General features: G+C 70.0%; 11 protein-coding genes. 1 reads left to right on the forward strand and 10 read right to left on the reverse strand.

Features of this window, described 5'->3' with window-relative positions; all coding sequences use genetic code 11:
* Positions 1-715: 715 nt before the first annotated feature.
* Together gmk and BHS09_RS23810 are read right to left on the reverse strand one after the other, a co-directional pair.
* Complete coding sequence (gene gmk, locus BHS09_RS23805; RefSeq protein WP_140793497.1) at positions 716-1345, reverse strand: guanylate kinase; 630 nt, start codon at positions 1343-1345, stop codon at positions 716-718.
* Complete coding sequence (locus tag BHS09_RS23810) at positions 1342-2220, reverse strand: YicC/YloC family endoribonuclease (protein WP_140793499.1); 879 nt, start codon at positions 2218-2220, stop codon at positions 1342-1344. The genes gmk and BHS09_RS23810 overlap by 4 nt, the downstream gene beginning before the upstream one ends.
* Before the next feature lie 84 nt (positions 2221-2304).
* On the opposite strand from BHS09_RS23810, the gene BHS09_RS23815 reads away from it, so the two are divergent.
* Positions 2305-3399, forward strand: a complete 1095-nt coding sequence (locus BHS09_RS23815; protein WP_140799132.1) for a glycosyltransferase family 9 protein — start codon at positions 2305-2307, stop codon at positions 3397-3399.
* 196 nt (positions 3400-3595) lie between these two features.
* On the opposite strand, the gene BHS09_RS23825 is transcribed toward BHS09_RS23815, so the two are convergent.
* From BHS09_RS23825 to BHS09_RS23860, 8 genes are read right to left on the reverse strand one after another with little or no spacing between them, the layout of a single operon-like run.
* Positions 3596-4084: an adenylyltransferase/cytidyltransferase family protein gene (locus tag BHS09_RS23825; protein WP_140799136.1), complete on the reverse strand. Its 489-nt coding sequence runs from the start codon at positions 4082-4084 to the stop codon at positions 3596-3598.
* Positions 4081-5094, reverse strand: coding sequence for a bifunctional heptose 7-phosphate kinase/heptose 1-phosphate adenyltransferase (locus tag BHS09_RS23830; protein ID WP_237077377.1), 1014 nt, complete (start codon positions 5092-5094; stop codon positions 4081-4083). Before BHS09_RS23830 ends, BHS09_RS23825 begins: the two co-directional genes overlap by 4 nt.
* Before the next feature lie 31 nt (positions 5095-5125).
* Entirely contained in the window at positions 5126-6289 is a 1164-nt protein-coding gene (gene lpxK, locus BHS09_RS23835; RefSeq protein ID WP_140799138.1) for a tetraacyldisaccharide 4'-kinase, read from the reverse strand.
* A complete protein-coding gene (locus BHS09_RS23840) occupies positions 6286-7314 on the reverse strand; it encodes a glycosyltransferase (RefSeq protein ID WP_140799140.1) in 1029 nt (342 codons plus the stop codon). Before BHS09_RS23840 ends, lpxK begins: the two co-directional genes overlap by 4 nt.
* A 4-nt stretch (positions 7315-7318) precedes the next feature.
* On the reverse strand, positions 7319-8326 hold the full coding sequence (locus tag BHS09_RS23845; protein WP_140793510.1) for a glycosyltransferase family 4 protein: 1008 nt from the start codon (positions 8324-8326) through the stop codon (positions 7319-7321).
* Positions 8323-9606, reverse strand: coding sequence for a 3-deoxy-D-manno-octulosonic acid transferase (locus tag BHS09_RS23850; protein ID WP_140799142.1), 1284 nt, complete (start codon positions 9604-9606; stop codon positions 8323-8325). Before BHS09_RS23850 ends, BHS09_RS23845 begins: the two co-directional genes overlap by 4 nt.
* Before the next feature lie 20 nt (positions 9607-9626).
* Positions 9627-10796, reverse strand: a complete 1170-nt coding sequence (locus tag BHS09_RS23855) for a PHP domain-containing protein (protein ID WP_237079792.1) — start codon at positions 10794-10796, stop codon at positions 9627-9629.
* On the reverse strand, positions 10793-12577 hold the full coding sequence (locus tag BHS09_RS23860; protein ID WP_140799144.1) for an ABC transporter ATP-binding protein: 1785 nt from the start codon (positions 12575-12577) through the stop codon (positions 10793-10795). The genes BHS09_RS23855 and BHS09_RS23860 overlap by 4 nt, the downstream gene beginning before the upstream one ends.
* Positions 12578-12579: the final 2 nt, after the last annotated feature.

Here is a 12579-nt window from a genome sequence, read left to right on the forward strand (position 1 = left end):
CGACTTCTTGCTACTGTCTTCTTCGTTGCTGCCTCGCCGTCTTTTTCGTCCGGCGGGGTGTCAGCTTCTATTTCAGTTCGGCGTCTTTTATCAAGCTGCTTTTTCGCCGCCCTGCTGGCCTCCGGAGTCCTCAGCGCCGCCCAGTGGCTTCCGCTGCTTTCTTCCGGAGAGGCGCGGCTTCTACCACCACCGCGTCTCCTGTCAACCTACTGCGTTGACCGCCGTATTCCATGTTTTCTACTGACTCGCCCGAAGTACCTTCCGCGCCAGTGCGCGGGCTTCTTTGCGAGGGGCGCGGCTTCTATCACCGCCGCACTTCCTGTCAACCGTTCGAACGTCTTGTTCCTGACGACCGACCGAACACCCCAGCTCCATCTCCCGTTGAGATGGCTACCCACTCCCCTACCACCCGCCCGCTGGTTTACTGCACCTTTCGGTCGACCTGTCATGGAGCTTCTCCAAACGCTCCGGACCTGGCGAGCTTCCTCATTCAGGAGGGACTCGGACCAGGTCCGCGGTCTTATCTGAATGCCATTCAGAGAACCAAAACACCCACGCGCCTGATTCCGCTCCCGATGGAGACGGGACATGTGAGTGAGCGCCACCCGACGGACGCCTGTGTGACGCCCGCGCAACGCGGCGAGGTGTGGCCGCTTATCCACCAAGAGATCGGACTGCGCAAGAAGTTTGATTCCGAACACTTCCGCCGCGGTGGTCAGCCGCCGATTCCCAGGCCCAGCTTGGACACATCCACACGTCCGCGCCGGCAACGCTCCGCCACCACCACCGAGCGCAGCTCACTATAGGCACGCTCGAAGTCGTCATTCACGACGACGTAGTCGTAGGACGCGATGCCCCGCTCGATCTCCGAGCGAGCCGCCAGCATCCGGCGCCGGATGGTTTCGTCCGAATCCGTCTGACGATCCCTCAGGCGCCGCTCCAGCTCCTCCATAGAGGGGGGCAGCACGAAGATGGTCACCGCATCCGCGTGCTTGCGCTTGATGGCCTGCCCGCCCTGCACGTCGATGTCGAAGATGGCCGCGCTCTTGCGAGCACGCGCCTCATCCACCACCGACTGGGGGCTTCCATAGAAGTGGCCATGGACCTCCGCCCACTCCACGAACTCACCGCGCTCGATCTTCGACTGGAAGGTCGCGACGTCGACGAAGTTGTAGTCCACCCCCTCGCGCTCCTTTCCCCGAGGCCTCCGGGTGGTGACGCTGATGGAGAACACCGCATCCGGCGTCTCCTTGAGGAGCCGGTGCGCAAGGGTGGTCTTTCCCGCCCCGGAAGGAGCGGAGAGCACGAGCAACAAGCCAGGCGGGAGTACGGTATTCGCGTTCATTCGACGTTCTGCACCTGTTCGCGGATGCGCTCGACCTCGGCCTTCATCGCCACCACACGCACGGAAATCTCGGCGTGCTGGCTCTTGGAGCCGGTCGTGTTCACCTCGCGGTGCATCTCCTGCACGAGGAAATCCATTCGGCGGCCAGCGGGCTCGTTGCTGGCCATGAGGGCACGGAACTGCTCCAGGTGGCTCGCCAGGCGGGTGACCTCCTCGGCGATGTCCGTGCGCTCGGCGAAGAGCGCCACTTCCTGGGCCAGCCGCTGCGGGTCCACCGCGACGCCACTGGCGAGCTCGGCAATCCGGTCGGTCAGCCGCTGCTGGTATTCCTGCACGGCCTTCGGAGCGAGTTGAGCCACCTCCTTGCTCCACCCTTCCAGCAGCTTCACCCGGGCATCCAGGTCCGCGTAGATGGCCTCACCTTCGACCTGGCGCATCTTCTCCAGCGCCGTGAGCGCCTGGTCCAGGGCCGCCTGGAGCGCCTGGGTGGCGGAGTCCAGCTCCACGCCCTTCTCTTCCAGGCGCACCACGCCGGGCTGGTTCGCCACCTGCGACCAGGCGACGTCTCCCGGGAGTCCCAGCTCGCTGGCCAGCTCCCGGAACGCGCGCACGTACTCCCGCGCCAGACCGAGGTCCACGGTGGGGACCGTCCCCGACGAGGTGGGGGCCTGCCGCTTCACCAGCAGTTCCACCGAGCCTCGGGCAAGCCGGTCCTTCACCTGCTTGGACACCAGAGGTTCCTGGGACGACAGCTCCCGGGGAAGGCGAACCTTCACTTCACAGAACTTGTGGTTGAGCGAGCGCAGCTCCACGGAGACTTCTTCGTCCCCCACGCGCGCGCGGCCCGCGCCAAACCCCGTCATGCTCTTCAACATTGGGCGGTTGCTAGGGGCTTTCGGGGCCGAGGTCAAGCCGCGCGCTTGCACCGCCCCCAGTTCTGTGTAGGGTCCCGCCGCGAGATGTCCTGGCACAAGCGGCTCGAATTATGGGCGAAGCTGGCACTGGCGCTCGTGGCGTCCGCCCTCCTGTGGCGCCCGGGCCGCCGGCGGCGTCCTGGCACCCCACTTCCTGGTCCTCGCAAGGTGCTGCTCGTGCGGCCCGACAACCGCGTGGGCGAGGCGCTCCTCACCACCCCGCTGATGAGGACCCTCAAGGCGCACCTCCCTTCCGCGCCAGAGGTCCACGTCCTGGTGCACGCGAAGGTCGCTCGAGTCCTGAACGGCCACCCGGACGCGGACGTCATCATTCCCTTCGACCGGCGCAGAATCTGGATGGGCCCCCTGGCCCCCGGCATCGCCGCGCTGCGACGTGCCCGGTACGACGTCGTGGTCGACTGCGCCAACTGGGAGTCGCCCTCGGTCACGAGCGCGCTCGTGTCCCGGCTCGCGGGCCCCGAGGCCGTCGTCATCGGGCCCGACCTCTGGCCTGTGTCCCGTCTACACTCGCTGCCTGTCCCCGCTCGCACGGACACGCGGAACGAAGCCGTTCAACGGACGCACCTGCTGACCCCGCTCACGAACGGCGAGGTGGCGCGTGGATTGTCCTTCCGCGAGCCCTCCGTGGGCCCGGCCATCCGCGCCTATCTGGACGCCCTGGCCGGGAAGTCCTTCGCGGTCATCAATCCCGGTGGGCGGTTGGGACCTCGGCGGATTCCACCCGCGGCCTTCGCCGCCGCGGCTCGGGCACTGGTGGCGCTGGGGCGTACCCCCATCGTCACCTGGGGCCCCGGGGAAGAAGCGCTCGCGCGCGGGGTGGTGGAGGCCGCCCCTGGCGCCGAGCTCGCGCCCGCGAGCAATCTAGACGAACTGGCCGCCCTGATGCGCGCGGCCGGCTTCACCCTCTGCAACAACACCGGCCCCATGCACCTGTCCGTCGCGGTGGGTGCCCCCACACTGGCCTTCTTCCTGCGGATGGACATGGAGCGATGGGGCCATGCGTACGCCCCCCACCGCATGGTGGACCTCACCCCCCTGGTCGATGGTGCAGGGGGTCAGGGGTTGGAGGAGCGGGCCGCCGAAGAGGTCCGGGCGTTCGCGGCGAGCCTCTCCTCCTGAGGATTCACGTCCCGGACACGGGAGGCTCAGCCACCGCCTGTTCGGGCGTCAGCCTGGGGATTCCCTCTTCCACTGGCCAGCTCAGGCGGCACGGCTCGCAGGAGACTCGAGATTGAGCCTCCTGCTCCCGAAGTGGTGCCTTGCAGTGAGGGCAGCCCAGGACGGCCCGCACCTCTGCGGCCATGAATGACACCGGCTAACTCGTGCCCTCGCGGCCCAGCCGCCGGGCCAGGTCCGTGGTGCTGTGGTCCTTCGGGTCTCCGGAGACGGCTGTCCGCCCACCATAGGCGCGGACCTCATCTGCCTCAGGGATGCTGTCCGGGGTGTAGTCCGTCCCCTTCACGTGCACGTCCGGCTTCAACGCCCGGATGATGACGCGAACGTTGGACTCGTCGAAGACGATAACCCGGTCCGTGCAGGCCAGCGCCGCGACGAGCTCCGCCCGCTCTCCCTCGGGAATGTAGGGCCGGCCGGGCCCCTTGTAGGCCCGGGTGGAAGCGTCCGAGTTCACCGCCACCACGAGGACATCCGCCAGGGCACGCGCCCCTTCCAGGTAGCGGACGTGCCCCACGTGCAGCAGGTCGAAGACGCCATTGGCCAGCGCCACCGTGCGCCCTTCGGCCCGCCAGCGCTCACGCTCCGCCGCCACCTTCGCGAGCGATTGGATTTTCTCGAGGGTGCTCATCTCGCGCTCCGAAGCTCTTCGAGCAGTTCATCGCGGGACACCGTCGCGGTGCCCGGCTTCTGCACCACCAACGAGCCCGCCACGTTCGCCAGCCGCGCCGCATCGCCGAGCGAGGCCTTCGCGGCCAGCGCCAGGGCGAACGTCGCAATCACCGTGTCTCCCGCGCCCGTCACATCCACCGCCGCCTTCGCACCATGGACGGGAATGAGGTCCACGCCCCCGTCCGCATCGAAGAGCGCCATGCCATGGCGGCCTCGCGTCACCAGGAGCGCGCGGCACGCCAGTCGCTTCAACGCGGCGTGCCCCGCTTCCAGCATGTCCTCCTGGGTCCGAACGGGCCGCCCCGCGAGCGCCTCCAGCTCCGGCTCGTTGGGCTTGCAGACCGTGAGTCCCGAGAAGGAAGACAGGGCATAGCGGCTGTCCACACACACGGGCATGCCGTCCGCGGCCAGGCGACGCAGCACATCGCGCACCTCGTCCCCCAGCACACCCGCGCCGTAGTCGGACACCACCACCGCGTCCGCGTCCTGGGCAGAGGCTTCCACCTGCCGCGCCAGCGCCTTGCGCATCTTCGGGGGAAGCGTGCCTCGCTGCCCCCGGTCCAGCCGCAACATCTGCTGCCGCGTGGTGCTCACCCCACCGGCCAGGATGCGCGTCTTCGTCTCAGTCTCGATGCCGCGGCCGCTCACCGCGTCCAGTTGGATGCCGGACTCGGTGCACAGGCGGCGCAGCTCCTTGCCCATCTCGTCCTGGCCCAGCGCGCCGACCGCGGAGACCTGACCGGACAGGGCTCGCACGTTGGCCGCCACGTTGGCGCCACCTCCGAGCTTCACCTCCGCGGACTCGTAGCGGACGATGAGCACGGGTGCTTCCCGGCTCACCCGGTCCGTCTGTCCGTAGATGTAGTGGTCGGCAACGAGGTCGCCCACCAGCAACACCTTGCGGCGGGCAAACGCGTGCGGCAGGCGGGCGAGCGACGGCATCGAACGAGCGGGCGAGACTGCGGCCATGGCGGCGGTTTGTCCCACAGGCGCCCCCACCTCACAAGCCGCGCGGTGCATCCTCCAGCCCGAGCGCCCGCCGCAGATGGCTCTCGCCGTCCAGGACCTCGACCCCCAGGCGGACCATCCAGGCCTCGAAGCCCGGAGGCAGACGCACCGCGTCCTTTTCCGTCGTCACCACCCGGGCCCCCTGCCGCGCCGCTCGCGCCTGGACGTCACGCAGCTCGTCTGCGGTGAAGCGATGGTGGTCCGGGAACAACGCGGCGTCGCGCACCTCCGTCCCGAGCCCCTGCAAGGTCTTCAGGAAGGCCCCCGGCCGGGCAAGACCCGCCAGAGCGAATACCGGCTGTCCCGTGAGCGCTGTCACGGGATGAAGGTTGCCCTCCGGGTCCACCCAGGCCGTGGGTCGATAACGTGTCCTCACCCTGGGAATCCCCGGGCTGGAGGGCAACCACCCGTCGAGCGCGTCGGAGAAGCGCTCCGACGTCTCGGCCGTCGGCACCAGTGGGTGCGTGGTGGTGAGCGGGAGCGCAGCGGAATCTGGCGCCGTGGCGGACGCCCTCAGCCAGAACAGCGTTGCGCGACGAAGCGACGCAGGGGGCTCACGCAGCGGCCCCCGGGGGAGCAGTTGGCCGTTGCCCAGCCCCACGGACTCATCCACGACCACGAAGTCCTCGTCTCGCGCGAGGCGGCGGTGCTGGAACCCATCGTCCAGCAGCACCGTGTCCAGGCCGAACTCGTCCCGCGCGCGGTAGGCACTCGCGACCCGGTCCGAGCCCACGAAGAGCCGGACCTGAGGGCAGCGACGCGCCAGCAGGAGCGGCTCATCGCCCGCGAGCCCCGAGGAAGGAAGCGGCTCCGTCCCGATGAAGGTCAGCGGCGCACGTGAGGCGCGGCCATACCCACGCGTCAGGATGCCCACCTTGCGGCCCGCTTGGACCAACTGCTCCGCCAGATGGAGCACCGCGGGCGTCTTGCCCGTGCCCCCCACGTTGACGTTGCCCACGGAGATGACCTTGAGCCCCTCCACCCGCTCCGCGCGCAGCAGTCCCGCGTCGTAGAGCGCCCCCCGCACGTGCACGGCGGCCGCATACGTCCACGACAGCAACGTGAGCGGCGACAGCAGGGCACGGCGGCCCCAGGGCTCCGGCGACGACGGGTAGAACACCCGCTCGATGGCGGTGGGGGCATCTGGAGATGTCACGCGGTGCGCCTCGCTCGCGCGTAGAGCGCGAGGACCTCCGCGGCAATCTGCTCGTTCGTCGGATGCCGCACGGGCGCTCGCTGGTCGGACAGCGCCGCGGCGACCACGGCTTCCGGCGTCGGTGTCTCCACCCGTGCGTCCGCCAGGTCTGGCAAGGCGCCTTCGTCCACCGCCACCACGCGGACGCCGCACGCACGGGCCTGGGCCGCCGCGCGGGCGCTCCAGTCATTGCCCAGGCCGAGCAGCCAGACCTCATCCAGCGCTCGCAGCCACCGCGCGAAGGCGTCCCCCTGTTGGTAGCCCGCGAACGTAACGGCATCCGCCAGTCCCAGGTCCTGGACCTGTTTGCGCGTCTGCTCCAGCAGGCCGCCGTCCCCCACCAGCACCAAACGCGCTCCGGGCCGCTGCTTCCGATACAGGGCAAAGGCGTCCACCCCCACCGCGTGCCGTCGTGAAGGCTGGAACGTGGAGACCATTCCGATGACAGGTGTGCCTTCGAGTCCGAGCTCTGCTCGCAGGGACCGCGCGTTTGGCACCGGATGGAACCGGGCGTCCACCAGGGCTGGCAGTAGCTGGGCTGTCGCGCCCTTCTCCAGCAGGCGGGGAAGCAGGGCGCTCGCGGGGACCGTGTAGGCGTCCGCGGCCGGGAGCGAGGAGCGCAATGAGCGCGGGGCGTGCAGCGAGCGCACCAGGATGGCGCCCGAAGGCCGTCCCCACCTCGCCAGCAGGTGGTCATGACTGAAATGCGAGTGCACCACGTCCACCGTCCGCGCCTTCAAGCGGCGCAGGTCGCGCCACATCCGCCACGGCGGGGACTTCACGGACAGCTCCAAGCCCCCTTCGTCCAGAAGACCGAGTTCCTCGAAGCGCGGCGCCGCGGGTTCCTCGGCCAGCACCTCCTTGCGTCGGCGGTCCACCGCCACCGTGACGTCGTGTCCCGCGGCGCGCTGCGCCTGGGCCAGGAGCGCCACGTTCTCGGCCGGGCCGCTGAAGAAGGGACTCGCGAGCAGGTGGAGGATTCGCATCCAGTCAGCGCTCCCCGGTGACCCGGTACACGTCGGCCAGGGCTCGCGCCTCGTGCTCCACGCCACACCGCCGCCGGGCCTCCTCGGCCGCGTTACGACCTATCTCCCTGGCGCGCTCGGGCTCTCGCATCAGCATGTCCAGCAGCTCGCGCAAGCCCTGGACGTCTCCGGGTTCGAAGAAGAAGCCCGTGCGGCCGTGTTCGATGAGCGTGTCCAGGTACGGCAGCTTCGAGGCCACCACGCAGCAACCCGAGGCCATGGCCTCCACGTGCACCAGCGAATAGCCCTCCGCGTACGAGGGGTGCACCAAGATGCTCAGCCCCTGGTACCAGGGCTCGATGACGGACTGCTCGCCGGGCAATGCGATGCGGTCCTCGATGCCCGCCATCTGCTGATTCAGCCAGTCCAGGTCCGGCCCCTTCGCGAGCCCGACCAGCACGGGTTGCCAGTCGGGATGCGCGGGAAGGAGCGGCCGGATGGCCTGCACGAAGTCTCCCTGCCCCTTCTCCTTCCGGATGCGTCCGATGACGCCGATGCCGTAACGCCCGCCCAGGCCGAGCTTGCGCCATGCCGCGTCCCGGTCCTCGGGCGGGTGGAAGCGCGTGAGGTCGATGCCATGTGAGACCACCGTGGACGGCAGCGCGATGACGTCCGCGACCTGCTTCGTCAACGAGACGAGCGCATCCGCGCCCCTCGCGATGAAGCGGGTGAAGCCGCTGGGCGCTATCGAGGTGTGCCGGGTGAAGACGAGGCGGACCTCCCGGCCCAGCAGCTTCAGCAGCATGCCCACCAGGAGCTCGTTGTTCCGGTGCGCATGCCACACCACGGGCTCGCGGCGCAGGCGACGGAGCAGCTCCGGCCAGGTGATTCTGGGCAGCCCCTCACTCAGGCCCGAGCCGATGACGCGCGTCTCCGAGCCCGAATCCCGGACGAGCGCGGGCACCACCGTCTCCACGTGGCGCGTCACGCCCGTGTAGCGGTGATGGAAATGCGGATGGACGATGAGCGTCATCGCGGGTCCGGCCTCCCGTGCGGAAACAACGTCGTCATCGCCTCCGCGTTCCTTTCACTGGCACCCGAAATCCGGCCCACCGTCTCCAGCGCCTGGGCGCCCAGGCTCGCGAGCCGCTCCGGTGACTCGAGCAGCGACACGAGCGCCTGCTCCAAGGCCGCGGCGTCCTGAACCTGGAGCCCGCCCTTCCCCGTCAGCAACGCCACGCTGTCCCGGAAGTTGTCCATGTGCGGCCCGTAGAGCACCGGCTTCCCCTGCCCCGCGGGCTCCAGGATGTTCTGCCCGCCGCGCATCGTGAACGAGCCGCCGACGAACACCACCGTCGCCAGCCGGTAGGCCCTCGACAGCTCGCCGATGGTGTCCAACACCACGACCTGGCCCCGCTCTGGATTGCCCTGCGAGCGCAGCCCCACGCTCAGCCCCGCCTCGCGCGCGAGCGTCACGATTCGCGCCGCCCGGTCCACGTATCTGGGGGCAATCACCAGCCGCAGGTCCGGCCACCGCTCGCGGAGCCGGGCGTAGACGGCCAGGAGCTGGGCTTCCTCGCCATCGTGCGTGCTGCCGGCAATCCACACCCGCTCGCCCGGCGTCAGGCCCAGCGCCGCGCGAAGGTTCTCGTCCTCGGGCACCGGCCCCGCGGCGAGCGCGTCGAACTTCGTGTTTCCCGTCACCTTCACCCAGTCCGGCCTGGCACCGAGCTGCCGCGCACGGACGGCCTCGTCCTCCTCGCGCATCAGGAGGAGGTCCAAATCCCGCAGTGGGTTGCCGATGAGGCGGAACAGCGTCTGGTACTTCCCGACGTTCGCGGGCGAGAAGCGCCCGTTCGTCATCACCACCCGCGCCCCACCCCGCTTCGCCGCGCGGATGAGGTTGGGCCAGATTTCGGTGTACTCCAGCACCAGTACGTCCGGGCGGATGGCCCGGACCGCTCGCCGCGTCGCGCCCCAGAGGTCGTAGGGGACGTAGACGACCCCGTCGATGTCGTTGGCCAGCCGGCCCTTCGCCATCGCATAGCCGCTGTCCGTCATGGTCGACAGCAACAGTCGGCAGCCCGGGAAGCGAGCCCGCAGCGGGCCGAACATCGGCGAGAGGGCCAGCAGGTCCCCGGCGCTCGCGCCATGCAGCCAGAGGATGGGCCCGTCCCCGGGAGGCAGGTGGCTGTTCGGGCCATAGAAGCCCAGGCGCTCCATCAGCCCATGGCGCGTCTTCCGGTGCAGTGCGAGCACCGGGAACAGGACTGCGAAGAGCAGGTAGGTGGCGAGGACGTAGAGGACGCGCATGGCGGCTTTCGCGCCGTCTATCAGATGCCCGGCCCGCGGGGCAGCACGCGCACGGGGCTGGGCACCAACCAGGGTCGCCATTCCGTCCCGAAGAAGCGCCCGGGCGCCCGCACCCACACTTCCACCTGCGCCACACCCGGCTCGGTCAGCTCGACGGACCGGCCGTCCGCCCCCAGGCGGGCGCTTCCCCACACCCGCACCTGCACCGACTCCGCGTCGGGCAGCCCCGGGAGCCGGACGGTCAGCGTGTCGCCCACATGCGCTTCACGCCGCACAGCGTCCAGGCCCTCCAACGCGAAGCCCCCAGGCTCCCCCAGGGCGCGGAAGGCACACAGGGACTGACCACCGCCCAGGGCCCGGCTGACCTGCTCCGCCGCTTCCTTCGCGTCCGGGGACAACGGGAAGGGCACCTGCTCCGGTGGCAGGTACATGGCCAGGGATTCGAATACGGCCCGGTACGGCGGCAGGCCGTGTGCGTCATGTGCGCAGAACGCCACGCGCGGCCGCTCACTCGACAACTCCAGGAAGCGGGCCGTGGGCTCCGGCTCCGGCGCGACGAGCACCATCACGCCATGCACCGGGTTGGCCAGCGAGGCCCCCACCGCGGGCACCAAGCGGCTCACCGGATTGCGCACCGCGTGCCGGAAGAAGGTGTCCGCCGAGTACAGCTCGAAGCCGGGCACCTCCTTCGCACTCGCCTCGTCCTTCCAGGGGTTGCGCTTCTGGACGGGGTGGGCCAGCACCGCCGTGCCTCCCGCCGCCGCCACGGCGCGCACCGCGTCGCCCGGCGGCATCCACGCGCGCATGCCCTCCAGCGGGCGCGACATGCCGAAGGCCACGAGGTGCCCGTCCGACGTCGAAATCTCCACGCCGGGCACCAACAGCACGCCCTGGACGTAGGCCGGCGCTCGGAGCGCGAAGTCGTTGTGGTCGGTGAGCACCACGAAGTCCAGGCCCGCCGCCTTCGCCGCCGCCGCCACCTCTTCCGGCGTGCCTCGTCCGTCCGAACGCGTGGTGTGGACGTGGAAGGCCCCTCGCGCCCACCGGGGCGCATCGTCCTTCGGGTGCACCACCGGGTAGCGCGCCATGGACGCCGAGAGCGCGAAGAAGCCCGCGTAGCCCAGGACCAGCAGCACCAGTCCCAGGACGGCCCGAAGTCCCTTCCCTACCACTGCCGTCAGTCGGCTCACGCCGCGCCTCGCTCCGAGGAGCCCTCCGTCTGCATCCTCCACAGCGCCGCATACCGCCCGCCCCGCTGCAGCAGCTCCGCGTGCGAGCCACTCTCGACGACGCGGCCCGCCTCCATCACGTTGAGGACGTCCGCGTTCACCACCGTGGACAACCGGTGCGCAATCACCAGGGCCGTGCGGCCCGGAAGGACCGCCGCCAGCGCCGCCTGCACTTCACGCTCGCTCTCCGGGTCGAGGCTGCTCGTCGCCTCGTCCAGCACCAGCACGGGCGCCTGCGCCAGCACCGCGCGGGCGATGCACAACCGCTGACGCTGGCCGCCGCTGAGCGTCACGCCCCGCTCGCCGATGCGCGTGTCATAGCCTTCGGGCAGTGCCCGGATGAAGCCGTCCGCGTGCGCCACCTTCGCCGCCGCCTCCACCTCTTCCCGCGTGGCGTCCGGCCTCGCGTAGCGCAGGTTGTCCAGCACCGTGCCGTGGAACAGCAGCGGCTCCTGCGTCACCAGCGCGAACTGGGCCCGGACGCTCGTGGCCGTGTACCGGTCCGCGTCCACGCCATCCAGGAAGAGCTGGCCCTTCTGTGGCCGCTCGAAGCGCAGCAGCAGCGATGTCACCGTGCTCTTGCCTCCGCCGCTGCCACCCACCAGCGCCGTCACCTGCCCCGCCTTCAGCTCCAGCGTCAGGCCGTCCAGCGCGGGCCGGTCTCCATAGGAGAATCGCACGCCCTCGAACTGGATGCCCCGGGACAAAGGCGGCGCGGGCACCGCGTCCGGCGCGTCCTCCACCGGGTGCTTCATGTCGAGCAGCGCGAAGAGCCGCTCGCCCGCCGCGCCCGCCTGCACCGCGAACTGCGTCACCCGGCCCAGGTCCTTCACCGGCTGGTACACCAGGATGACCGCCGTCAGCAGCGAGAGCAGCGCCTCCGGCTCCATCAGCCGCGCGCTCGCCGCATACGCCAGCGCGCCCGCCAACGCCGCCGCGGCCAGCACCTCCATCAGCCCCGGCACCGCGCCGCGCGCCCACGCCGCGCTCACCACCGCCTTCTCGTGCGCCTGCGCGAAGGCGGAGAAGCGAGCCAGCTCCGCGTCCTGCCCGTTGAAGGCCTGGATGGTGCGCAGACCGCCCAGCCCTTCATGGAGCTGCCCCGCCAGGTTGCCGAGCTGCGTCTGGCCTTCCCGCGTGCGCTTGAGCACCTTGCGCGTCAGCTTCGAGGCCGGCAGCGCCGCCAGCGGAATCACCAGCAACATGAGGCCGCCCAGCATCGGGCTCATCGCCAGCGCCACGCCCGCCAGGATGATGACCTGGAGGCTGTCGCGCAGGTACGAGCCCACCGTGTACATGGCCGCCGCTTCCACGGCGCTGACGTCCGAGGAGAAGCGGCTGAGCAAGTCGCCCATCCGCTCGCGCGCGAGCTGGGCGGGCGACAGCGCGGTGAGGCGCTGGAACAGGTCGCGCCGCAGGTCCTTCACCACGCGCTGCGCGAACAGGCCCATGAAATAGAACTGCGCCAGGTACCCCACGCCCTTCGCCGCGCCGACGATGACCATCACCAGCGGGAAGCCCCACAGGGCCGCCTCGCGAGGCAGGTCCGCCAGCCAGGGCACGCGCTGCGCACTGGCGAAGCCTTCTTCACCGCCCGACAGCAGGAAGCGCAGCGCCGGGCCCGTGAGATACGCGTACGCGCCCGTCGTCAGTCCCACCGCCGCCATGCCGACGAAGGCCAGCAGGAGCACACCGAAATGCGGGCGCGCATAGCGCAACAACCGCCAGAGAACCGTCTGCATCG

The sequence above is a fragment of the Myxococcus xanthus genome, assembly GCF_006402735.1.
Taxonomy (GTDB): Bacteria; Myxococcota; Myxococcia; order Myxococcales; family Myxococcaceae; genus Myxococcus; species Myxococcus xanthus_A.

What these genes read in the sequence shown, in the direction of transcription:
- gmk (WP_140793497.1), bottom strand. Translation starts at nt 1,345, where the DNA reads ATGAACGCGAATACCGTACTCCCGCCTGGCTTGTTGCTCGTGCTCTCC.
- BHS09_RS23810 (WP_140793499.1), bottom strand. Translation starts at nt 2,220, where the DNA reads ATGTTGAAGAGCATGACGGGGTTTGGCGCGGGCCGCGCGCGCGTGGGG.
- BHS09_RS23860 (WP_140799144.1), bottom strand. Translation starts at nt 12,577, where the DNA reads ATGCAGACGGTTCTCTGGCGGTTGTTGCGCTATGCGCGCCCGCATTTC.
- BHS09_RS23840 (WP_140799140.1), bottom strand. Translation starts at nt 7,314, where the DNA reads ATGCGAATCCTCCACCTGCTCGCGAGTCCCTTCTTCAGCGGCCCGGCC.
- BHS09_RS23830 (WP_237077377.1), bottom strand. Translation starts at nt 5,094, where the DNA reads ATGGCCGCAGTCTCGCCCGCTCGTTCGATGCCGTCGCTCGCCCGCCTG.
- BHS09_RS23845 (WP_140793510.1), bottom strand. Translation starts at nt 8,326, where the DNA reads ATGACGCTCATCGTCCATCCGCATTTCCATCACCGCTACACGGGCGTG.
- BHS09_RS23825 (WP_140799136.1), bottom strand. Translation starts at nt 4,084, where the DNA reads ATGAGCACCCTCGAGAAAATCCAATCGCTCGCGAAGGTGGCGGCGGAG.
- BHS09_RS23815 (WP_140799132.1), top strand. Translation starts at nt 2,305, where the DNA reads ATGTCCTGGCACAAGCGGCTCGAATTATGGGCGAAGCTGGCACTGGCG.
- BHS09_RS23850 (WP_140799142.1), bottom strand. Translation starts at nt 9,606, where the DNA reads ATGCGCGTCCTCTACGTCCTCGCCACCTACCTGCTCTTCGCAGTCCTG.